This window comes from Pontiella sulfatireligans (assembly GCF_900890705.1).
GTDB classification, from domain to species: domain Bacteria; phylum Verrucomicrobiota; class Kiritimatiellia; order Kiritimatiellales; family Pontiellaceae; genus Pontiella; species Pontiella sulfatireligans.
On record NZ_CAAHFH010000001.1, the window covers coordinates 1,960,645 to 1,985,077 of the forward strand.

Annotated in this window: 16 protein-coding genes and 1 pseudogene; 3 read left to right on the top strand and 14 right to left on the bottom strand. The window is 49.7% G+C overall.

The window, feature by feature from the left end:
* Positions 1 to 4 precede the first annotated feature (4 nt).
* The 12 genes from SCARR_RS06660 to SCARR_RS06715 all read right to left on the bottom strand — a co-directional run bounded on the left by SCARR_RS06660 (position 5) and on the right by SCARR_RS06715 (position 18,484).
* Positions 5 to 1,657, bottom strand: a complete 1,653-nt coding sequence (locus tag SCARR_RS06660; RefSeq protein WP_136060722.1) for a sulfatase family protein — start codon at positions 1,655 to 1,657, stop codon at positions 5 to 7.
* Between the two features lie 151 nt (positions 1,658 to 1,808).
* Positions 1,809 to 3,302 carry a sulfatase-like hydrolase/transferase gene (locus SCARR_RS06665; protein WP_136060723.1) on the bottom strand — a complete coding sequence of 498 codons (1,494 nt, stop codon included), beginning with the start codon at positions 3,300 to 3,302 and terminating at the stop codon, positions 1,809 to 1,811.
* Between the two features lie 156 nt (positions 3,303 to 3,458).
* Positions 3,459 to 4,952, bottom strand: a complete 1,494-nt coding sequence (locus SCARR_RS06670; protein ID WP_136060724.1) for a sulfatase — start codon at positions 4,950 to 4,952, stop codon at positions 3,459 to 3,461.
* Positions 4,953 to 4,960: 8 nt separating this feature from the next.
* Entirely contained in the window at positions 4,961 to 6,346 is a 1,386-nt protein-coding gene (locus tag SCARR_RS06675; protein ID WP_136060725.1) for a sulfatase-like hydrolase/transferase, read from the bottom strand.
* A gap of 5 nt (positions 6,347 to 6,351) precedes the next feature.
* Positions 6,352 to 7,767 (bottom strand): sulfatase, encoded by a 1,416-nt coding sequence (locus tag SCARR_RS06680; RefSeq protein WP_136060726.1) that lies wholly within the window; start codon positions 7,765 to 7,767, stop codon positions 6,352 to 6,354.
* A gap of 2 nt (positions 7,768 to 7,769) precedes the next feature.
* On the bottom strand, positions 7,770 to 9,350 hold the full coding sequence (locus tag SCARR_RS06685; protein WP_136060727.1) for a glycoside hydrolase family 32 protein: 1,581 nt from the start codon (positions 9,348 to 9,350) through the stop codon (positions 7,770 to 7,772).
* Positions 9,351 to 9,462: 112 nt separating this feature from the next.
* Positions 9,463 to 10,845 (bottom strand): sulfatase, encoded by a 1,383-nt coding sequence (locus tag SCARR_RS06690; RefSeq protein ID WP_136060728.1) that lies wholly within the window; start codon positions 10,843 to 10,845, stop codon positions 9,463 to 9,465.
* Between the two features lie 8 nt (positions 10,846 to 10,853).
* The gene (locus SCARR_RS06695; protein WP_136060729.1) at positions 10,854 to 12,380 is read right to left on the bottom strand and encodes an alpha-L-fucosidase; all 1,527 of its coding nucleotides are present in this window, start codon (positions 12,378 to 12,380) and stop codon (positions 10,854 to 10,856) included.
* 17 nt (positions 12,381 to 12,397) lie between these two features.
* Positions 12,398 to 14,002: an alpha-L-fucosidase gene (locus SCARR_RS06700; protein WP_136060730.1), complete on the bottom strand. Its 1,605-nt coding sequence runs from the start codon at positions 14,000 to 14,002 to the stop codon at positions 12,398 to 12,400.
* A complete protein-coding gene (locus SCARR_RS06705; RefSeq protein ID WP_136060731.1) occupies positions 13,999 to 15,249 on the bottom strand; it encodes a hypothetical protein in 1,251 nt (416 codons plus the stop codon). Before SCARR_RS06705 ends, SCARR_RS06700 begins: the two co-directional genes overlap by 4 nt.
* A 36-nt stretch (positions 15,250 to 15,285) precedes the next feature.
* Complete coding sequence (locus SCARR_RS06710) at positions 15,286 to 16,950, bottom strand: glycoside hydrolase family protein (protein WP_136060732.1); 1,665 nt, start codon at positions 16,948 to 16,950, stop codon at positions 15,286 to 15,288.
* Between the two features lie 22 nt (positions 16,951 to 16,972).
* The gene (locus SCARR_RS06715; RefSeq protein ID WP_136060733.1) at positions 16,973 to 18,484 is read right to left on the bottom strand and encodes an arylsulfatase; all 1,512 of its coding nucleotides are present in this window, start codon (positions 18,482 to 18,484) and stop codon (positions 16,973 to 16,975) included.
* 254 nt (positions 18,485 to 18,738) lie between these two features.
* Between SCARR_RS06715 and SCARR_RS06720 the strand changes: the two genes are divergently transcribed.
* Both SCARR_RS06720 and SCARR_RS06725 read left to right on the top strand, forming a co-directional pair.
* The gene (locus tag SCARR_RS06720; protein ID WP_136060734.1) at positions 18,739 to 20,751 is read left to right on the top strand and encodes a sensor histidine kinase; all 2,013 of its coding nucleotides are present in this window, start codon (positions 18,739 to 18,741) and stop codon (positions 20,749 to 20,751) included.
* On the top strand, positions 20,730 to 21,374 hold the full coding sequence (locus SCARR_RS06725; protein ID WP_136060735.1) for a response regulator transcription factor: 645 nt from the start codon (positions 20,730 to 20,732) through the stop codon (positions 21,372 to 21,374). The genes SCARR_RS06720 and SCARR_RS06725 overlap by 22 nt, the downstream gene beginning before the upstream one ends.
* A gap of 73 nt (positions 21,375 to 21,447) precedes the next feature.
* Here SCARR_RS06725 and SCARR_RS06730 read toward each other — a convergent pair.
* Positions 21,448 to 21,639 (bottom strand): annotated as a pseudogene (locus SCARR_RS06730) (transposase); the annotation flags it as partial.
* A gap of 133 nt (positions 21,640 to 21,772) precedes the next feature.
* On the opposite strand from SCARR_RS06730, the gene SCARR_RS06735 reads away from it, so the two are divergent.
* On the top strand, positions 21,773 to 24,061 hold the full coding sequence (locus tag SCARR_RS06735) for a right-handed parallel beta-helix repeat-containing protein (protein ID WP_136060736.1): 2,289 nt from the start codon (positions 21,773 to 21,775) through the stop codon (positions 24,059 to 24,061).
* Between the two features lie 148 nt (positions 24,062 to 24,209).
* On the opposite strand, the gene SCARR_RS28060 is transcribed toward SCARR_RS06735, so the two are convergent.
* Positions 24,210 to 24,380 (bottom strand): hypothetical protein, encoded by a 171-nt coding sequence (locus SCARR_RS28060; RefSeq protein ID WP_168433064.1) that lies wholly within the window; start codon positions 24,378 to 24,380, stop codon positions 24,210 to 24,212.
* Between the last annotated feature and the right edge of the window lie 53 nt (positions 24,381 to 24,433).

Genomic DNA, 24,433 nt, shown 5'->3' on the forward strand with positions numbered 1-24,433 from the left:
ATTTTCAGCGAGGGACATTGCTTGAACCATCTGTTCCCCAATCGGAGTTCCCGCGAATGGCATTCAGCATATTGTAGAGTTCCTGCTCTTTATCGAGAATGTCAGGTGATGGATCTCTCAGCAGATTTACGCGTTCACCTGGATCTTTTTTCAGGTTAAACAATTGACGAGGAGTTCCACAGGTCGTTCCTTTTTTCAGGGTTTCTCCATTATCAGCATCGCAGGTTGTTTTGTTTCCTCCTCCACCTGTTCCATCGATTAATTTCCATTCGCCGGCAGCATCGACAATGGCGAACTGACCGCTGGACGAATGCTGAATGAAAGCCGCCCGGCGTTTCTCCGGCATCTTCTTGCCTACCAATACGGGGAGGAAACTCTCGGCATCAGGAGCCTCTTCCTCGCCTAGTGGATACCCAAGCACATCGGCCATCGTTGCCACAAAATCACCCTGCCAGCAGGGATGATCCGTCGAGCCGGATTTAACTTTGCCGGGCCAGCGAACCATAAAGGGCACGCGCGTTCCGCCTTCGTAGTTATCACGCTTGCGTCCAGCCCAAGGGCCGTTGGCATCGTGATTCGCTTTCAGACTGGATTTGTAAGCACCGCTTTCCGGCCCATTATCGCTGGTAATGAACACCACGGTATTGGCAGCCAGACTTTTCAGGTCATTGGGGTCGCCCAACGCCTTCAGAATTTCGCCGGTATAGAAATCAGTCTGCGCCACGTAATCGCCGTACGTCCATCCGGCGCTGCCTTCGAATTTCTTTTGCACCGTGTGCGGCGTGTGCGGCGCTGGCATTGGAACGTAGATAAAAAACGGCGCACCGTCCTTTCCACGCTCGGCAATAATCTGCGTAACTTTCGCAGCCTGCACCTGCAGGTAATCTGCATAAACGAAATCAGGATCATTAACGCCCGGACGACCGAAGCGCTTGCCTTCAGCAAGATCCTTATTGGTCGCAACCTTTGCCAGACTGAAATCGACTTCTTGGTCGTTGTTCACAATACCGCCCCTGGTAAGCATGTGGACTTCACCATCTTTAGATTCGAGCCAGGCATAAGGAGGCATATCAAGCGATGCCGGCGTCCCGAAATAATAGTCAAACCCGCCGCGATGATATGGCGTGTCCATCACCGGTTTCGAAAAATCAATTTTATTTTTCTGAAGCACCTTCGCATCATTCCCTAAATCTACGGGATCTCCGGAAGGACTGTAAAACTGCATCCCAATATGCCATTTGCCCACCATAGCGGTCTTGTACCCATTCTTCTGGAACAGTTTCCCGATGGTGAAACGATCGGCATCCATAAACGTTTTGCTGTAGCCGCCCGTTACCCCTTTCTTCAGCGTCGTCCGCCAGGAATAGTGTCCCGTCATCAATGAATAGCGCGACGGGGAACAAACCCCATCGGACGAATGCCCGTTCGTGAATCGCATCGCCCCTTCCGCAAACCGGTCAAGGTTCGGGGTAAGAGTTGGTGTCTTGGCATTAAGGAACGCTGAGTCATTCGGGATTCGAGCTCCGCTCGCCCCGTTCGCACCCATGTCGCCATAGCCCATATCATCGAAAAAAATCAGCAACACATTGGGGCGGTCTGCTGCTTTGATTTGGATGCCCATGCCCAACAAACTGATCAACAGCACATATCTAATCATTATTCTAAAGGTTCTCAAAACAGTTTTCTCCTATTTATAATCCGGTTAATTGTCGTACGGTGATTGGCTCATCATTTCTTCAAATCGGGTATGAGCCTCTTCGCGCATTCGCTGCACCCGTTCAGGTTGTTGTTCCACAACATGTTCCGACTTAATCCTTCGGCTGATCCCACAGCCGATATGGATCATTCAGTCGCTTCTGCTCAGCTAAAAGCAGCGCTTCCAGTTCCTTCCGTTTCGTTGCATATTCGGGATCGTCTGCCAGATTTTTTTGGTTTGGTTTCGGCGTATTTCCCGTCAGCGCAATCACAGAAGGGTCATGGTGTTCCAGCAACAATTCATTCGGATTCTCTGCCAGATTGAAGAGCTGGGTTTTGCGGACCTTTCCATCGAGCACGTCATACTTAATCAACTTCCAATCACCCTTTTTCACGCATCGGATGCCGGGCTTGGTTCCGCCGCAATAGACCCCGTACATCACCTCTCGCACCTGATCACACTCTCCTTCGAGTACAGGCTTAAAACTTTTACCCTCTGTTGCTTCAGGCACTTCGATACCCGCCAGATCGAGCAACGTGCGCAAGGTGTCGAGCAGATAAATATTGCCCTCAACATGTACCCCCTTTTTCACGGTCGGCCCCATTACAAGATAGGGAACGCGCCAGGTCTGCTGATATAGGTTCTGCTTACCGGTCAACCCATGTCGTCCAATCGAAATGCCATGGTCGGCGGTATAGATTACATAGGTATTATCCAGTTCCCCCATGGCTTCGAGCTTATCGAGCACTTTCCCAATTTGAATATCCATATATTCCGAACAAGCGTATTCCCGCCCGAGCTCATTCCGGATCGTTGCTTCATCGCGATTCGTCCAAACCCCAGAAACCTTTTCCTCGTCTCGGAGATTCAGATGCCCGTGGTGGAATGGGTGGCTGGGGAGATAGTTAACCTGCAGCTTCGGCGCAGGACGCTCCGGATTGAGTACTGGATGGGTTTTCTTATCCTTATGATTGGTAGCTCCGTATTTCCGCAGCAGGTCCGGAGTTCCATTGCGCGGATCGTGCGGATGGGAAAATCCGTAATAAATCAGGAAAGGATCGTCATCCCCACTCTTTTCGCGAGTTTCCAGATATTCCAGCACACGATTACCGTGCCACGCGCTGCCGCTCTCGGCATCACCACCTCGCTTGGTCGCATCATGGCACACCGTAAACTGATCATTAGCCGCCTGGTAGCTATTGCCCTTCTTGCAAGTGCGCATAGTATCATAACCTGCACGGTTAAAAATGGCTCCCATGGTCTGCTCCACAATATCGGACGGGCAATCCCGCGACCATCCATTGACGCCTTTAGCTTTTGCATTAGGAATATTCCAAACCGTACGTCCGGACATAATCATGTGACGCGAAGGCATGCAGACCGCCCCCGACCAGGAGCCCATATGATATGCCCCATCGAATACCAGCCCACTAGCCGCAATCCGATCAAGATTCGGCGTATCCAATGGAGACTTCGGATCATAGATCTTTAGATCAAACGGTGATTGATCGTCCGCTAGGACAAACAAAAAATTAGGTTTCCGCACCTCGGCTCCATACGCCATTGAGACTAAGGCAGCCAACATCAGACAACAGGTTTTCTTCATAACGTATTCTCTCCTTAAATATTAATTTTCCAGCCTCGGAAAAGTTCCGGGGAACATCGCTTTTTCTACATTAATTCTGACGGATCATTGCTTATGCTTAGGAGTTATACAAAACGACCGTCTACAGGATTATAAACAATAGGAATTGCGGTATGATTATCTATCCCAGGGGCCGTATATCCATGCATTCAGGTATTTTTCCGGCATCGGCGCTTCTTTTTCGGGCAACCATTTTTTGTGTTCCTCGATCACTTCCGGATATGCCGCCGCGACGTTGTTCAATTCCCAGGAATCGTTTTCATGGTCGTAGAGTTCCTCGGTGCCGTCCTTGTAGCGAATGTAGCGCCACCGGTCCGACCGGATCGCGTGGTTGCCCGGCCCCATCGTCGTGATGGCCGGGTTCCACTTTTGCGTCGGATTTTTCAGCAAAGGCACCACGCTTGTTCCGTCAATATCACTCTTTGCAGGCAGACCGGCCAGTTCAACCAGCGTTGGGTAAATATCGACCAGGCTGACCGGTTTGTCACAACGTGTTCCCGGTGTTGCAACCCCCGGAGCAACAATGACGAACGGAACATGGTCGGATTTCTCCCACAGCGAAAATTTCACACAGGAGCTTTTGTCCCCGAGGTGGTAACCGTGATCTGACCATAGGACAATGATGGTGTTATCCGCCCGGCCGGTTTCATCCAGCTTATCGAGTATGCGACCCACCATCTCGTCGGCATAATCGGAGGCCGCCTGATAACACTGCACCATCTTCTTCAAACTTCCCGCGTCGTCATCCGGCTTATTCGACGTGTGCTTAAAGACAAAATCCTGCGATGCAGCCATAACCTTTCCAATGGCGGGCACATCGTCCAGATCGCCTTCAGGCATGGGCGGCAACACAACGCTCTCAAACGGATACCGCTTAAATGTTTCCGGCGGGGCATAAAACGGTAAATGCGGCCGATGAATCCCGGCCCCTAGAAACAGGGGTTTATCCTTCGGAAAATTTTCCAGCACATCGCCAACATAGCCCACCGTGTATTCGTCCTGCTGGATTTCGACATTCAACTCACCCCAGTCGAAAGCCGCGCCGGCAAGGTGCTTGTTTTCCGCTTTGGTATACCCGTTAAGGTTACCCCTCTCCTTGCGAGAGGGCGTCCAGGGTCCAGTTCCGGCCGTCTTGCTTTTAAACCGGCTGATATCGGATTTTTTTGGTTTATAATATTCATGGAAAGCCGTGTCGTTCCCTTCGCCCACGGTGTTGCCGCGGTGAAATATTTTTCCGGCCCCGTTTGCACGGTAACCGTTCTGCTTAAAATACTGCGGAAGAGAAACGACATCAGGCAGATATTTCCGCCAGTCCTGCCGATTACCGTAAACCCCGCTGGTCGTCGGCCTCTGGCCAATCATGACGGCAGTTCGCGAGGGATTGCAACACGGCGTCGTGCAATACGCACGGCTGAAGAAACAGCCGCGCTCAGCTAACCGCACCAGATTCGGCGTCTGGATCGGGTTGTCCTTGTCGAACAGAGTCGTCCAGTCATTCATATCATCAACCGCAATAAACAGCACATCCGGTTTCTCCCGAGCCGCCGCAACCCCAACCATCGGAAGCACTCCAACAACGCAAACCGTCAAAATCATTTTGTGTATTTTCATTTTTCCTTCTATTTCTTTTTCTTCGATTTATTTTTTGCATCCATTGCATCGCAATCGACCCCATGAAAATAATCAACCATCGTCCGCCGCATCCTCTCCGCCACTTCTGGATACTCTTTTATAAGATTACGCTCTTCCCCAATATCATTGGACAGATCCCACAGATACATCATCCGGGTATCCGCATTCATCAAGAGTTTGTATTGGCCCTGAACAATGGCGACATCGCGCTGCCAGAGTTTTGAATATCGAAAGACAAAACCAGGTATGTTGCGTTTAACCTGAGTTCTCCCCTTCAGCATCGGCAGCAGACTGCCCCCTTCCACCGATTCAGGGACCTGATCACCAACACCCGTAAAATCAAGAATGGTCGGCAGCAGATCCAACCCCGCAACCGGCGTTCGGCAAACCGTGTTCGGTTCGATGCCGGGACCGCGGATAATCATCGGCACCCGAATCCCCCCTTCATTAAGGGTGTATTTGTGCGCCCGTTGCGGAAAGGCTTTATAGTAACCGCGCTCGTGGGCTGGCAATTTGGCAGATGCCTTATTCTCATACCCGTTATCGGCAGTATAGATGACGTAGGTGTTGTCCTCTATCCCGAGTTCTTTCAACTTGGCCAGAATAGTCCCTACCGAATCATCCAAATTTTCATTCATCGCCGCCCACAGGGCATCGTGGTGATATTTTGTTTTAAGCCCAGCTCGCTCATTTTCATATTTTCCCGCCGTCTGCGGCAGGGCCTGATACGTCAAATGATTGGCATAATGCGAGACCTGCAGGAAAAAAGGTTTCCCTGCCTTCACCTGATCCGCGATGAATCCCTCGACCTTGCGAGTCAGCGTATAGATCAGCTTGGGGTCATCGGGATTCTTTGAATCCCCCTCCTTGTTTCCGTTGGGACCGTCATTGACATCAAACCCCAAATCCTCCGGAGATGGAATCATATGCCATTTTCCAAAATGGGCGGTGATATAGTCCGGACGAGCCCGCTTCAAAACATTGGCCAACGAATTGCGATTGTCGGCCTTAACGGTTTTGGCTTTCGACGAATATCCAACAATCCCCAGACTGGCTGGCGTGCGGCCAAACTGTATCGAATGGCGGCTGGGCGAGCAGGTCGGCCCACCGGAGTAGGCCCATGAAAACCTCGAGCCTTCCATAGCTAATTGTTCCAGATTGGGCGTATGGAAGTAACGGCTGCCTGAATCGGGGATATCGGGATCAGCTGGAACAGACAGGGCATTCCACCCCTGATCATCGGCCAGAATCAGCACAATATTGGGCAACGTCTTTTTTGTGCCGCTCGTCTGCGCTGAATGTACGGTGGCCGTCCCAACCACCGACATCAGAACCACCAGCACTGTTTGTTTTAATAAATATGGCGCACTCATCTCAATTACTCTTTCTTCTTTCCCTTGCCGGCGGCAGATTTTTTCCCCTTGAGAGTTTTGCACTTCATCATCAGCTCACCCATGCGGTCGATCTCCAGATCCTTCTGCGTGGGAGGCATGGCATTGATGCTATCGAGATATTTCATCATGACCTCATCCATCTGCTCCGCTTTTTCGGGATAGGCGGTGCTGATGTCCTTGGATTCGCTGATATCATCGCGAAGATTGTACAGCTCTACACGATCCCGCGCCCAGATCTTCATCAGCTTATAGTCGCCCACAATCATAGAAGACAACGAAGGCCATTCGCCCATGGGATAATGGAAAACCAAGAAATCATTTTTCCGTTTAACCCTTCCCTCGCCGGCATGCTGAAGAACGGGCACCAGACTTCCGCCTTCCGTGACTTCCGGCAGCTTGAACTCCGGATTGATCCATTCCAGGAAGGTTGGCATCAGGTCGTATCCCACGACCGGAGCATCGGAACAAACGCCCGCCTTGATGCCCGGCCCCCGCACAATAAACGGAACCCGGATACCGCCCTCGCGAACATATCCCTTACTGTAACTAAGCGGCCATGCCTTGCGTTTGGCAATGCCGTGCAGTTTACTGTTGGATTCGGCAAAGCCGTTATCCGCCGTGTAGACAATATAGGTATTGTCTGAAATCCCCAGTTGGTCAATGGAGTCGAGCAGACGCCCAACGCCCCGATCCAGATCCTCGTTCATGCCCGCGAAGACCGAATCGCTGTGCCGTTCGCCCGGTGGCAGCGCCTTATATTTTTCCTTCATCTCCAGAGACGGACGAAAAGGCAGATGATCGGCATAGTAGGAAACCTGCACAAAAAACGGCTGATTAGATTCAGCCTGTTTCTTCATGAAAGCCACAGCACGATCCGTTACCTCGAAGGTGCATTTCGGATCATCGATGTTCTTTGAATTCCCCTCCTTGTTATCCGTCGGGCCGTCGGATTCATCATACCCGCACTCGCCGGGATCAATGGAAACATGCCATTTCCCGAAATGTGCGGTCGCATACTGTCCATCAGCCTGTTTAATCAAGTTAGGCAACGCCTGTTTGGGATCACACAACTGAATGTAGTTCGGTTTATTGCAAGTAACCCGCGTTTTGGCGGGGCTCATGCCAAACTGAATACTATGACGCGACGGGGAGCAAACAGGAGCCGCAGCATACCCCTGACTGAAACGCATGCCATCCTCGGCCATCCGTGCCAGATTCGGTGTCTGATAATAATCACTCGCAGACTCAGGCACCTTCGGGTCCATCGGTATCGACAGGCCGTTCCATCCCTGATCATCCGCAAGAATCAGCACAATATTGGGCTGAGCCCCTATGGTCGCTCCTCCGCAGAGGCAAAAGGCAAGAACAACTGTCATTCGGTTAAACATCTTCATTTTCATGATCACTTTCCTTCCTTGAATTTCAGTTCCGGCCAGACGGAACGCATCTGCCAAGCATCGAGGCGGGTCAGCTCGGCATCCCCTCCCTTGCTGTAAAGTGATACGTTGCGTGCATTCTCCTGAGTCGGATAGACCCGTAGACTGCAACACTGACGTTCATTGGCAAATACTTCCACTACACTGTGATCGATGAAAATCCGAAGTTTCAGGGGTTCGTTTTCATCCAGCGTGAGCGGTCCCGGTTCCGGCTGGGGGTTAAGCCTTTTGTCCATGAGCGGATGTTTGTTCTCTACCGTAAGCGTGCTGTCTGCGAAACGAATAAGCGTATACTCGCTGCCGTCCGCAGACTGCAACACCTTCAGACCAACTTCTTTCGCCTCCCCCGGACGAATAACGGCAGCGATTTCCATCGCCTGGCCAGCAATGCCCGAGAGCTTTACTTCTTTATCCGCCGTAATCTTCATGGCGTTCTCTTGCTTATGGTCAAAACGCAGTTTTTCCAATTCCTCAACCGGACGAATACGCAGGGAATTGTCTTCGGCCAGAGAATAGATACGGGGCAGCGTCATTATGCCTGACCAGCCCTCTTCCCCCTTGTAATCACACATGTTGAAAAACGCAATATATCGACCCAGGCTGTCTACGGTTGCCGACGGAGCGTGCACGCTTGAATTTATCGATCGTAATCCCCCCTTCCGGGTTGCTTTCGCCCCGTGGTTGGCCCGAAAGAGATAATCCGGCTTGAATTTTACCGCTTGGGGATCGTAGGTGCCCACGTAGCCGTGTCCCGCCCTTTTATGACTGAAACAGAGCAGCATGTGCTTACCGTTGCCGATCGGCCAAAAATTCGGCACCACCATATCTTCACCGGGTTCCGACAATTCGCTGTCTGTAAACATATCCCCGAGCCATTTCCACTCGGAGAGATCTTTTGACCGGAACGCATGAACTTCACCCGTACAGTCCTTCCCAACTCTCCCGTCTTTATAGGATCCGCTAAGCGCATAGTAATAACCGTCATCCTGCTTCCAGATACAAGGGTCGAAAACCTGATAAGGCCCTTGCCTTAGTTCTTTCTTACTGGGGATAACCGGATTGTTCGAATTGTACTCCCAGTTCAGCAGCAGGGGATCCGTTGAAGTAGCAATCATGCTCCCGACTCCCTTTCCATGCCAAATAGCAATCACACGGTCTTCTTCAACCAAAGTCTGTCCACTGTACACACTGCTCTCAATCGTCGGTTTCAAAGCGACAGGAAGATCTTTCCAGTGCAGTAGATCATCGCTGTAGGTGTGTCCCCAGCAGATGCCCTTGGTTTTGGGATCAGCATCCATGTACTGATAGAAGAGATGGTAGCGCCCCTGCCACTGACAAAATCCATTCGGATCATGAATTCTCCCTAACGGGGAAGAATAATGGTAAAGTGGCCGGTGCAAATCATCCGCGATCTTTTCCCGGTTTTCGCGACAGGCAACGACGTGCGGATCTTCACTCACACGCTGCAACAACTCCGGGGCCAGCTCTGCTCCGAGACAAATCGATGCCGACACCAAAAACCCCGTTAAAAAACCAAACTTATTCATACATTACTCATCGTTAATGTTTTTTGCACTTAGCTTTGAACTGCCAGGCCCTGTTGTTTGGAAAAACGGCTCTCCAGAATCTCTCATAAATTGCTAACAGGCACAGCCCCGTTCACTTCAACCCGGAATATTGCTGAACGCCCATCTCATGTTCCCATAGAACGGCTTTCTTCTTCAGCTTATTCACTATGTCAGACCGCGAAGATGCAAGGTCGTTCTGTTCTCGGATATCCTCGGCAATGTTATAAAGCTTCACGATTCCACTGCGGTACGCCAACAGCTTCCAATCGCCTTCGCGTACAGAGAGATAGAGATCCTCATAAGCACGATAACCGTACACAGGCGCACCGCGATTGAGTTCACAGTTTCCGCGTATCGTCGAAACCAATGAAACGCCATCCAGTTCTGCATATTTTGAAATATCGCCACCTGCAATCTCAACCAGCGTCGGGAACAGATCCGTCGACTGCACAACACTGGAGTTCACCGCTCCAACCTTAGTTACACCGGGCCAGTTGAAAAAGAAAGGGACTCGGGCCCCGCCTTCATACAGCGTATCGTTGTGCTTGTTTCCATGAAATGGAGGGTTTTCAAAATACCCCCCTTGATCAGAAAGAAGGATAACGATCGTCTCCTGATCAATCTCCTTTTCCTGCAAAGCTTCACGAACACGACCAATCGACTCATCCACCGAAGCCACCATCGCAGCATACTCCGCCTGTTTTCCGGCCAGCCCCTTTGCCTTAAAATGCTTAACTAAATCTTTTCGTCCAATGTGCGGGGTGTGCACGTTATAATACCAAAACGACATCATGAAGGGTTGCGATTTATCATACCCCTTAATAAAGTCCACCGCCTCATCAGTCAGCTTATCCGTCAGGTATTGTTCCTTTTCATTCGAAAACACATCGGAAGTGTTAAAATAATCCGGATAATAGTTCGATGGATTGCCTTGATTCGTCGTGCCGATCTGGCGGTCGAATCCCTGCTTAACCGGATGATGTTCTTCATGGCCAACATGCCACTTCCCCAGGAAGAGATTATAATAACCCAGTTCTTTCAATGCTTCCGCATATGTTACCTGGTCCAGATCGACCCAGTTCTTGCTCGGGAACTGTGCAGGATCCGACAGCCAAAGATGATGGCTTGCCCGTCCATTTTCATCGTAGATCGGTTTAGCCACCTTAGAACTCCCATAGGTGTGGCGCACCATCTTCAGACGCGCCGGATGTTTACCGGTCAGAAGCGTTGCACGACTCGCACTGCAGCACGGGCTGGCAATATAAGCCTGTTCAAAATCGATACCGCCTCTTGCAAGCGCATCTATATTGGGCGTTTCAAATATCGTCGAATTTCGATAGTTGCAATCCGCCCAGCCCAGATCATCGACAAAAAACAATACAATGTTCGGCTTCGATTGAGACGCTGCTCCATATACCCCTCCGGCCAACAGCACTCCCAGCGACACTGCCTTTAAAATGCGTCCTACATACATAACAAAACCTACCTTGCGTTTGGAGCAACAATGCTCTTGTTAAACTCAATGCGAACGGAATAAGCATATTCACAGGCTGGCTCTGACGGCATGTTGATTTGCAGACCATTGGCGCTCTGAGTCCATTTCAATTCGCCGTCCACACCAAGCAGCCGAATGGACCTCACATCACTTAGATCGGTTCCCTCCAATGTTTTAAGCACGAGCTTGCTGCCCGGCCAATCCAACACCGTGGCATATAAAACCGTGTTTTCCTTGTTTCGGGTAAAGCGGATGTCTTCGCAGGTCATGGGAGATATTTGTGCTTTATGATCCATATCGGTATCACCTACACCACTGATAACCCACGGACGAGTTGCGTAAATGGCCTCACCATTCACATCGAACCAATGTCCGACATCTTTCAATAATTGGGTAGCTTGGTCATCCAACGATCCATCCGCTTTGATGGGAATATTCAGCAGCATATTCCCGTTTTTGCTGACAATATCGACGATTTTATCAATCACCAAACCAGACTCCACATATTTGGCTCCGGCTTTATACCCCCAAGGGCCAATAGAGTCATCGGTCTGCCAGGCATCCACCAGCACGTCATCGGATTTATGGCGCTCGAAATCAAGGGTGGCAATACCGTCAACGTAGAGCCCTTGTCCTTTGCGGGCTTTAATACACATCACGCCCTCAGGTCGCTTATTATAATAATGAGCAATAACGTCCATTCCGGTTCTACTCTCATCATCTCCAAGAAATGGAACCGCGCAATCAAAGTAAAAATGATCCGGCTCGTAATCATCGATAAGCTGGGTCATTCGCTTTTTCCAGTTTTCGCGCCATTCAACCGGCGGGTTTTTCGGAGCACTTTGAGAAATACTCTGGCCATCGTTCGCTGGGTAGAAACCGCTTCCTTTTCCCTGTGCTGCATCATAGGGGATCCCCTTCATAGGGCCTTTGGTGTCCGCCTGATTCGAAGTATTAAACCAACTGTAACTACGCGAAAGATGGGTCGTTACGCCAAAGCGCAGCCCGGCCTTCAGGGTTGCATCCCGCCACATTTTGGTGAGGTCTTTTTTGGGACCCATTTTGACCGAATTCCATTCATGATATTTGGAATCCCACAAATCGAAGTTATCGTGATGAACCGCACAGGGCGTGAAATATTTTGCGCCAGCCTGCTTAAAGAGACCAACCAGAGCATCCGGATCGAAGTTTTCAGCATGCCACATCGGAATAAAATCCTTATAGCCGAATTCGGAAGGATGTCCATAGGTTTTCACGTGATATCTATACTGACTTCCCGTCTCTATATAGAGATATCGTGGATACCACTCTCCGCGTTCCGGCACGGAATAAACCCCCCAATGCAAATAGATGCCGAACTTGGCATCCCGAAACCATTCCGGGCATTTATAATGTTTGAGTGATTCAACATTATTTTCAAATTTATAAGGTTCCTGCTCATTGGATCCATCAGCAAAAGCGAGCCCGGAAATGGACCCAGCGACAAGAATGAGAGCCGTTATTTTATTAATCATATTATTTCCCTTAATCTTTATTTCCCCGCCGGAGCGGCAATCTGTTGTTCAAATTCAATGCGAATCGGAAAGGCCATTCCATAGGAAGGCTTTCTGGCCAGCTGTATCTCCAGGCCGGCTTCGGTCGGCTGCCATGAAAGGTCGCCTTCGGCACCCAGAAGGCGGACAGAGCTCACTCCCGACAAATCCACTTCCTTGAATGTTTTCAGAACCACCTTTTCGCCCGGCCATTTGAGCATCGTTGCATACAGTACTGTATTGGATTTGTTCCGTGTAAAACGAATATCATCCGCAGTGGCGATCATCTTCTTTCGGCCGTGTTCATCCTTCTCCATCCACTGCGAACCGAGCTCTCCGAATACCTCATACGGTCGGGTTGCATAGACCGCTTCTCCGTTAATTTTAAGCCATTCCCCCAGTTCGCGCATCATCGCTTTCTGATCATCCGGAAAGATTCCGTCGGCTTTAGGTGCGAAGGAAAGCATCAGCACCCCCCGTTTGCTGATAATATCCATCAACTGATCAATGATTTGATTGGTTGGCTTGATGGCAACCCCCGGCACATAGCCCCAGTTATGATCGTTATATACACAGTCATCCGTCTGCCAGACCATATCGGCGATCTTATCCATGCCGCCGCGCTCAAAATCGCGCACGGCTGTTCCCGGCTTAAACTGCGTTCCTTTAGCATTGATGACCACGTCAGGAGCTCCGAAGGTTCCTTTGCCCCACTCCATCGCTTTATTGTAATAATGCGCACCGAATTCCAACCGACGGGATTCCCATACAGAAGGACGGAACCCCCAGTCAAAATAGTAAAGATCCGGTTGATACATGTCGGCGAGCTCTTTGGTGCGTGCCAGCCATCGGTTCAGATCGCGCTCACTCGGCTGGATCAGGTTACGCGAACGGTCGAACCATTGACCCCGCCCCTTCCCTTCCTGTTCTTCCGGACGTACTCTTACTTCATCCAGTCCGTCAGGAACGATCGGCGTTCCGTACAGATCTTCATAGGCCGGATCTTTGGCGTCATAGCCGTTAATGTGATTCCATTGAAAAAAACAGTAGTTCCAAGCCGTATGATTAGACACCCCAAACTTCAGTCCTTTTCTTCGAACCGCCTTTTCGATCTCTCCAACGAGGTCGCGCTTAGGACCCATATTAACTGAATTCCATTTCGAAAGTTTCGTATCCCACAGGCAAAAAGAATCATGGTGCGCTCCCATCATCGTAAAAAATTTGGCACCGCCCATCACACATAAATCAGCCCATTCGTCGGCATTAAAGTTTTCCGCCTTAAACATCGGGATAAAATCCTTGTAGCCGAAGACTGCAGGATCTCCATAGGTTTCAAGATGATGCTGGTGTGTGGCTAATGCTTGATCGTGGCGACTGCTTTGTCCTTCTTTGCAGTACATCCAGCGTCCGTACCATTCCCCTGCATGATCCCCCATGAAAGCCGGCACCGAATAAACGCCCCAATGAACCCAGAAGCCCAATTTGGCATCTTCATACCATTCAGGAGCTTCATAGTTCTTCAACGACTCCCAAGTCGGTTCGTAGCTTGAAGCCAGGGTTGCAGCCACCATTCCCATGGTTACCAAAAAAAATATTTTTCTCATCCATTTACCTTTTTATTTTTTCCAGAAAACAATCTGTAGGGTTTCTGGGTAACGGTATTCTCTTTCGTGATTACTGGATCGACTTTGTTGCCAAACCCCTCGCAGGTCACATTTTCAATTTTGGCATACCCTCCCATATTCAAAACTGCGGAAACGGAAGGCCCGCGCCCAACCAAGCCACCCTTTTCGGTTTTGGGTTGAAATAAATGAAGACGCTCTTCAGGAAGTAAAACCGCATCTTTCGTATGAAGCTGTGCATTCACCCCATAAACTGCATGTATGTTTTTCACCCATGTGCCGGGCGCAAAAGATCCGGGCTTTAAATTCGGGTTTCCTTCATGCCTGGATCCAACATATCCATGACCTACCTTCACGGCAAATGCGCAGCTTTCAGATCGCACATCATAAATTTTGACAACTCCATTCTTCGTAAAATGAGGCCCAAGAATAACGGCGCAGTGCCCATCCTGGCAGCTGATATTCCTGGCGGTAATATCCCACACACCTCTGTATTCCATGTTATCCGTGGGGCCATGCGGAACTTCCAGTCTCAGAGTGCACCCGCCCACTCCATGCAGATTCTCAAAGTGAACGAATCTTGCAGCGCTGGTTTGAACCAAACCGTAACCATACCTACAGTTGTATGCCGTTAGGTTGCGAACGGTTCCGTTAACAGGCATGGCCGACACATTCCCATCAGAATCAAAACCAAAACTGACACAAGCACCGTCGCTCTGCTCGTCATAAATATCAAAACCTTCGATCAGAAAATTCTCCACACCAAAGCACACCACAAAGCTGGCTTTGATCACTTTTTCAGAAGTGGCGAGTTCAACCCGGACTCTTCCTCCCTTGCTTCGTAGACTGACATTAGTTATTCGCTCTCCAGGAAGCCCAAGGCTAAACAAATTTATGCCCTTTCCCTGACTCCTGCTCAAATCAGCCTTAAGAACTGCTTTGGCATCAAAAACCAGATGGACATTTGACCGACACCGGACACGACCCAGCAGATAAATCCCCTCAGGAAAAATCAGGACACCTCCGCCCTTCCCTGCCAGCTCATCAATAGCCTGTTGCAGTTTTTCACTATCAATGGCCTCTCCCTTGCCACTGAGACCACAATCAGTCTGAACATTCAGCTGAATGCCTTTCGGATCCATGGTCTCTTTGTAAACGGCCTCTGCCGTTATGATGCTCATAGCAAACACCAGCAACGACCACCAAATTTGTTTTGTAAAATGAATCATTAATATTCCTTTTAGGTTCAATGCCTGTCGGCGGCTTCAGAACCTGAAGTTTTTCGTAAATGCAACCGGCTTTACATCAGGAGATACGAGCAACACAGTGATATCATGCTGACTGTCAGGAGCGAATTTCTCGTTGCAGTCAATCCGGATAACAGTCTTTTCAAAAGGATCGAGCGGACGAATTTGCTGGGTGCCGATCTCAACCTCTTTACCGTTTTCTCTAACGATGATTTTCGCGACTGAAGGGTCAGAAAAAACTTCGCCGAAGTTTTTAACCTCCACAAAGGCATCCATGCCTCGGTCGGTGTATTCAAATGTAGGCGAAAGGGCCGATAAGTGCGCAACCAGATGCTCCTTGCCCGGCAACCGGGCCCACCCGAAAAGAAGCTTGTCGCCCTTGCTTCTACCCATCAGTTTGCACGCAAAGTTTTCAGCAGAAAAGCCACAGTCCCTGCCAGCGAAAACCAGCATCAAATCCTTACCGGCCTTCTCCGTCTTCAAGAGTTGGGCACCACGACCATAGTTGACCTCCGACGAAGCACCAAAACGCAGGGATGCAAGGTCAATGTCCGTATGCGGATCAAAGTCGTCTTCCGCCTTAATTTTAACGCGAATATCATTCGTACCGGTAGAGACCGAATCAGCGTTCTGAATCTCAAGCAGGCGCGCAACCGTCATCGGCATGATAATCATCTTGGAGTTGTGGTTATCATTCGCTTTATCGGAATGTTTATCGCAATCAATGACGGCAAAGTGCGCATGTGTTGGACGGCCATGTTCGTCTTGAAGAAAGCGTAAGCGCTCGTATTTATACCAGTCATTCACGGTGCCGTCCTCATAACGGGAAATGCCGGGGCCATAAGCCTCACCAGGTTCTGCCACCCATCGGAACCCGTCCAGCGAGCGCAGATAATAGGCGATACGGCCCTTCCAATCGTTAACGATGATGTGATACTGAACATCGTCTTTCCACATGACCGGATCCTCGAAATTCCCGTCCACCTTTGGATAGACCGACTCCTCACTAACTTCGTACCAGTCACGCAACCCATCCCGACTCACCCACATGTACCCGTGGCGCGAAACAGCAATCATGGAACCATCATCCCGTGAAATGGGTGAAAAATTGACATAACGCGGAAAGTAATAGCGTTCGCGGTTGTCAAAATTATAGGCATCGGGTTTCCACGGACCAAAGAGACTTTTCGAACGGTAGAAGGCGGAACGAGTGCAATAGATCACATACTCGCCCGGGCGGCTTTGATACAGGTCTGGATTATGCCCCCAGCCCACATCCCCGACGACTCGATAAGGCCCCAAAGGATCTTCTGCGACCGCATGAACAACCCGCGAATCAAAATAACCCATATGGCCATTCTTATGTGATTCCGGCCAGCGCGCCGTATAGAGATGGGAAAGCCCATTCTCATCTCGGTAAGGATCTCCGCACCAATAGGCCCAATCCGGATCTTCAATACCGTTGCTGACGTCACGAGGCGTTACATTTTCCCCTCCCCAGGTATGACTGGTCAGCGTCTGTCGAACAGGCATCGGTTCAAACAGATCCTTAAACTGCCCGCCATACACCAATCCGTCCCATTCCGCCGGTCGGCTCCGCGCCACAACCTGGCCGAACCCCTCAGGAAGGATTGTACAAGCGACGACAACACTCATCGCCATGCTAACATTCTTTATATACATCTAAATTTTCCCATGTATTCAATCAGAGATCCGGCCGTTCCGAATCCAATTCCCGCGTTAGTATACCCGTCAGGTATTTGACTTTTTCGGGATACTGACTTTCCAGATTATGGCGTTCCGCATTGTCATTCAAAATGTTGTATAGCTGATACCCGTCGCGCTTCTTACCAATCTCAACCAGCTTCCAGCCATCGCGATCAATCACAGCACTGCTGCCCATCGTGGTCCTTTGGTTATTCACGATTACATAGTCATGGGTCTCTTTCTGCGGCAGCCCCAGCAGTGTCGGCAGATAGGATACCCCATCCTTCCCCTCAGGAAGCTCTACGCCAACCACGTCAGCCAGCGTGGCCATAAAATCATAATGCGCTGAAAGCAGACTGGTTTCTTTTCCCTGCACAACGCGGCCCGGCCAACGGGCAATCAAAGGACACTGCATACCGCCTTGATAACCACTGCGTTTCAGCCCGGCTCGTCCACCGGCTCCGTCAAAAACATCGCCACATTCCGACGTGCGCCATTTTCGATCAGTCAGGTTTGCCTTCTCTCCGTTCGGAAGCAGCTGTTTGCTGTACTCCTTTTTGGGGCCGTAATAGAGCTCATGTCCGTTGTCGGAGGTGAAGACAACCAATGTATTCTGATCGATACCCAAAGCCTTTAACTCAGCCATGATCAGTCCCACGTGATCGTCGAGCATCTTTACCATCGATGCATATTTTTTCTCTGCCAATGAAAGTCCGGGGTCATCCGCAAAATCCGGATGCAACTCCGGAATAGCAACAGGGCCATGGGGAAGCTGAGTTGGATGATACAGGAAAAACGGCTCATCCTTATGCTCACGAAGATAGTTCAGAATTCCATCAATAAACACATTTTGAGAATAGGTCTTACCGCCATAACCGATTGGTTCATCTCCTGCTTCACTTGTTTTTCCACAGTCCGGCATTGTATTGCCCTCAAGCTCAAAACGTTCCCCGTTACGCCAGAGATATGGCGGATAAAAACCATGGCAACGGGTATGGTCATAATACCCTTCATAAAAATCCCAACCCAAGCGTTTCACGCGTTCATGCCAGGTCAAAAAACCTCGATCCAACTTTCCGAACTGCGCAGTTTTATACCCCGCCTTTTGTACCAACTGCGCGAGAAACACCTCGTTTGGAGCAATGGGATGCGTCTTGGATTTAAGCTCGGTAAGCTGTCTCTGATATTCTTCCTCTGAAATTTTTCCGGCATCTCGTAAAATCGGCAATCCGCCACGGTTATGGCCCCACCCGCCAATACGTCCGTCGTGCATACCCGTTAACAGCGTCCAGCGGGATGGTGCACAAAAAACACCGCCGTAATAGTTGTTAAACTTCATGCCTTCGGCGGCTAAACGGTCAATATGCGGTGTTTGAACAATCTTCTGTCCGTAACACCCCAGCATCCCTGGCCCTAAATCATCCGCAAAAATAAGAATCACATTCGGACGATCCGCTCCCGCAACAACGGTTGCAGCAAAAAGTAACACACTCAGAATTTTATAAAACATGGGTCCCTTTCAGATCGTTTCATCACAAACAGGCACATACCTTTTTTCCGGGACCGGAATCGGCCCCTGCCTTCTATTTATATGCGGGTGTTCCGAGATGATCCTCCAAGAAGAATCGCCTTTAGATGCGCATAAGTTCAATTTATCATTCAAAATGCTAAATTCCGCAATACGGTAAAAAAACAGGGGATGGAACGTTTTACAGAATCCCATAAAAAAGATACTTTCTTCAGGTAACCGATGAGTGGTTCAACATGAATAGTGATCTGTCAGTTTCAGTAATAAAATATCGGAGCAAGGGAGTATTCTTTGCGATAGGAATCGCATTCCTGTTGCCACACGGAAGCGTCTACGCATCGAACAGCGAATCCTCCAGCGAGATCAAAAATCAAATCGCGGAAATTAATCTGGAAATTGACCAGCTCCCGACCTCATTTCCCAGTGTCACTCCCTGGACGATGGGATTTCTCACCACATCTCTTTCATCCGAAGATGAGCAGGTAACGATCGACATAGAATTCCCTGGGACAAATCAGGTGGACATGATCGCTCTAATGCCTGCAGCTCACACAGAGGATGGCAACAAACTCTATCCACTGGGGTTCCCTCTACAGTTTTTCATTGAACGAATACTTCCAGATGGTTCTTCAGAAATCATTATAGACCACCGTAATGCAGACTATCTATTGAAAGGCATTGAGCCTCAGATTTTCCCTGTGCATAACGCAAAACCAACCACAGCCATTCGGATCACCACGACCCGTGCACCGCTGAACAAAGAGAGAACGTGGGTCAACTATGAGATTGCATTCAGCGAAGTGTTTATTTTCGAGAACAATAAAAATATTGCGCTGAACGCAAAAGTGACCGCCCCTAAATTTAAATTTAATAAAAACATTTGGAGCCCGGAATATCTGGTGGATGGATTTTCGTTATTTTCCCCCACCGACCAAAAGCTAGAGAATCAAACTCGCGACTTCATTGCCACGGCGAAAAAGGTCACCCTTTTGTACGATCTGGGAACTGTACAGCAGGTTGATGAACTCAGGCTTTGGCCGACCAGTTCAGCCATTTCCTATACCCTTCCTCCATTCAAAGGCTTCGGGTTCCCCTCAAAAATTCATCTTGAACTACTGGGAACCCCCCACGACCCATCTCCGCGCACTCTCTTTCAAACAACGGGAAAAAACCGGGTTCCGCGTGCCGGCCCGTTCATGCACACGCTCCCCCCCGCAAAAGGGCGATATTTTCGTTTAACGTTGTCAGACCCGATCCCCGGATTCTCGAACCAGAAAACTATTCCGATCGGCTTAGATGAGTTCGAACTTCTGCATAAGGGGCAACCATTAACGCACGGCCTCATACCGCAACAGACGCTTCTTAATCAATGGAAGGAAAGGCCAAGCCATCCGATTTTTCTAACCGATGGATTGGTTACCGAAGGAACCATTATTCCGCTCCGCCAATGGGTGGAACAGTACCCTCTAAAAATTGAATTACAACGCCTGCACACGACATTGCAGGCCGAACTTAATGGTGCACTGGCACGGGAGCGAATCCATCGGAAAGTGATTGCCGCCGCTACGATTGTATTTATTGTGTTTCTGATACTCATGATTTGGCTGGTTCGCCTGTTGACACTGCGACGCGCTGCACACATGCGCGAACAGATTGCCTGCGACCTGCACGATGAGGTCGGTGCAAACCTCAGCAGTATTTCGCATTCGTCAGAACTGGTAAAGGAACTTGCCCCAACAGATGACGAAATGCTTAGCAGTCTGCTGGACGACATCACACAGACATCCCAGCAAACAGCAGCCCAGACCCAGCAATTTATCCGCTTTCTGGAAGAACGACAAAACGGCATCAAAATTCGCGGTCACATAAAAGCCGCCGCACTTCAGATTCTGGGAACCATGGATTTCGAATGCATATTCGACGATTCCCACCGTCCATTGAACAAACTCAATCCCACACAAAAATGGGACTTATTGTTCTTTGTCAAAGAAGCGCTTAACAATGTCATCAAACATGCAGAAGCAGACCGGGTGGAAATCGAAACCCAGCTGATCGATTCAAAAATCATACTTACAGTTTCCGACAACGGCCAGGGTATTCCTGAAAACCGCCTCCCGTTACGGCACCTTGAAAGCCGGGCCGAACGTCTGAATGCAACCATGATTGTTGAGACAAAACCGGAGCAAGGCTCCCGAATCATACTAACCATACCTAAAAGAGTACTGAGATGGCCGAAACAATCCGCATAGCTATAATAGAAGATAATAAAAATTATGCTGTATCGTTGGAAAAAATGTTGCTCATCAGCGAAGGCTTGTCCTGCTCGGTAATATATCGCAGCGCGGAAGAGTGCATGGACAATATGTACGGCGATGAGCTGATCCGAACAGACATCATTCTGCTCGACCTGCAATTGCCGGGGAAGAGCGGCCTTATGCTTGCTCCGATCCTGCGACAAAACTACCCGGACACAGGCATCCTGGTCCTGACCCAAAACGATGACTATCTCGCGACTCTGGAAGCCATTCGGCTTGGAGCAGCCGGCTATATCTTAAAACGATCATCTATCGCAGATATCCGAAATGCCATCAGGGAAGTCTACGAAGGCGGTTGCGTTATTGACCCTCAGCTTTCGCGGCTTGTACTGAACGCCCTCGATTCAACAGATTTCCCGAAAAAGAATCCATTGACAAAACGGGAACGCCAAGTTCTGGAGCTTTTGGCAATGGGTTACATCAAAAAGGAGGTCGCAGACAAACTCAACCTGAGCTACAGAACCATCACCCAATATTCTGAAATCATTTATAAAAAACTTCAGGTTCCCAACACAACAGCCGCCGTCGCTGCGGCCATCCGCAAGGGATTGATCTGAACCTACCCCAAATAATCCATTCTCTCTCACATAAATTCGAGTAGGTAACAAATGATCATGCCTATGCATTTGACTAAGAATTCTTCAAATCGGTCAATGTTTGCGGAGCTTTTTGAGTAGCGATCCCCAAAAGTGTTTGAAAAGCGGCCATGGGTGTTTTTCGGCGATTGAATCGAAATGTAAATTCGTCGAAATAAGTCTGGAGGTATTTCGGATCAACCCCATGATACGTACCATTGATCCAGGTCTTGAGATTGCCGGAAACTCAATGGATGTGCGTCGTTGACCTTATTTCTGAGGATTCCCCGTGCTCATAGTTCGAAAGAGCCGTTTTGGAAAACGGAATAAATACATGTTTAGGTCAAACTCCAGACCAATACTGGTGTTAAATAATCATAATGAACTACACATCCTTTTTGCTCAGCATATTGATCTTCCTGCTTACGGCATCCGTGCACGGAGCCGATGTTTTTGTCTCACCCTCTGAAGGAAATGACCGTAACAATGGAAGCGAAGCGAGCCCGTTTAAAACCATTGATCGCGCAGCTCAGGCCCTGAAGCCGGGAGATACCTGCTGGCTACGCAACGGTCGCTATCAATGCGAAACCCTGATGGAGGGCATTCATGGCACAGCGAACGAACCAATAACGTTTAAGCCCTGCTCCGGTGAACGAGCAATCATGGATGGCACCGTTAAACTCGAGCCGCGGTGGTCTCCCTGGAAAAACCGCATTTATAAAATGAAGCTGAACGAACCCGTTTGGCAACTTTTTTGCGGAAGCAAACTGGTTTATGTGGCACGATGGCCGAATGCTTCATTTGAAGACGGATCGATCTGGAAAATGGAAGAATGCATGCGCTTTACCGATCGGACGTTTAAAAAAGGTGAATATCTGGGCAAAACCACCGACGGCGTGATCTGCGATCGGAATCCAACTCCACACACAAACGATTCCGACGACGAAGGTGATGTTAAGCTGGACGTTCGCGGAAACATCAACCAGACCACGCTTGAAGAAACCGGCGTTGATTTCACCGGAGCCATTGCCGTGCTGAACATCGGCCACTGGCTGACTTGGTCACGGCCGATCACAGAACACAAGGCCGGACAGGACTGGTTTGAATACGACAGGACCGGAACGCGGATGTCGAAATATGTCGCCTACTATATTCTCGGACTTCCCGCACTGGACCGACCGAATGAATGGTGGTACGACGCCAAATCTAAAACCGCCTACCTACGCACATCCGATGACCGGAATCCCAATAAGCTTCCAATCTCTGGAAAAGTCCGCGACTTCAGCCTTAAACTGTATGACTGCTCCCACCTTGTTTTCCAGGGTTTGGAATTTTTCGCCAGCACCTTTTCGATGAATGGATGCGAGTACGTAACCATAGAAGACGGCAGCCTGCTCTATCCCTCTACTCATAAATTTATGCTGGGAGAGTTCGGTTGGTGCCATGAAACGAGTTCCGATTCAAACAAGCAGAAGAATCATAAATACAAATCTTCGGCCAATGTCATGACCCATGTTGTGAACGACGGCGAAGGACCGTTTGGAAACATGGTACGCAACTGCGAAATCGCCTACGCCAACTCTCCGGCCATCAACATCGACAGCCCGGGCAGCATTCTTGAGAACTGCTACATTCACGACATCGAATGGGATGTGAACTCCGGAGGAGGGAGCGGCTCGGTACCGGCAGGACCGGGAGCCATCATCCGTTGCAATACGGTTCATTCGGGTGGCAACTCCGAAGGCATTCGTCCGGGCAAAGGTTCCGTGGTTGAGTACAACCGCCTCTGGAACATGGGCAATCTTCAGCACGACGGCTCCGCCATTAACATTGGCACCGGGGCCCAGACCGGAACCCTGATTCGCTACAATTGGGTTCACGACACCAACCGGCAGGGCATCCGATTCGACTCCACAACCAGCGGCATGGGATCCGAGGGCTGTGTGCACAACAATGTGGTATTCAACCTTGGCCAGGGCGGCAGCAAGTTTAAAGGAGATTACCACCTTCTGTTTAACAACACGTTCTATGACAGCATTTTTGCCGTTCCCAATGGCTACGGAAATACACCGCCCCACAATCAAAACACACTCGTCTGCAATACGCTCGCCGATGTCATGGTGGCCTGGAGCACTAAAAAACCTGATGAGGAACTAAACGCCCGTCAAGAAAAGAACATCACCGGCACAGGAGTGGTGGCAGAGTTTCTACGAGACCCTTCAAACCTCGACTTTCGCCCAAAGCCTGGTTCGACCATCATAGACGCTGGGTACGCAGTGAAAGAACTCCCCTCGGACAAAATCCAAGTTGAGCTTCCTCCATTTATTGGAAACCGCCCGGACATCGGCGCATACGAAGCTGGTGATTCCAACTATTGGATCCCCGGTCGCAAGAAACAAACCGCCTCCACACCGATCCCTCCGAACGGAGCCATCGCTGTAAAGCAGGATGCGGATCTGATGTTCCTGCCCGCCTACAAAGCTGAAAAGCACATCGTTAACTTCATGAACGCCGCAAAAGATCATAAGGGCAGGATTGAACTGCACGGCGGCAACATCATCGACCCCGGCGAGTTGAGGAGTGCCCAGAACTACACATGGCGGGTCGATGCCGTCATGCCTGACGGCTCCGTAATCGAAGGCGAACCGTGGAGTTTCAAAGTCGAGTGATAAGCAAAACCTTCTCTCCATAAATCCTATGCAGTTCTTATAATCCTTGAACATCCCAGCCCTTGCGGTATTCGCGGCGAAGAATCGCCCCAGATTTTATGACAAAATATAAAGACCTCTTTCACCTTGCCGATAAAACCATCTTGAATCATTCGAACTGCGAGCCGCTCGTAGGCTCCTGAAGAGAGTTGAAAACCCGATCTAGCCGCGCACCATCCACTTCCGCAACCGCTACGAGGTTGAAATTATCATCACGGGCGAAGCGACTGATGTCGGCAAAGGCCATGCCATTCGCCCAAAAACTCGCATGGTTCACCATTTGGTCAGGCGAGTCTCCTGCGGTTCCAATATTAAAGAGAGGTCGCGAGGCTC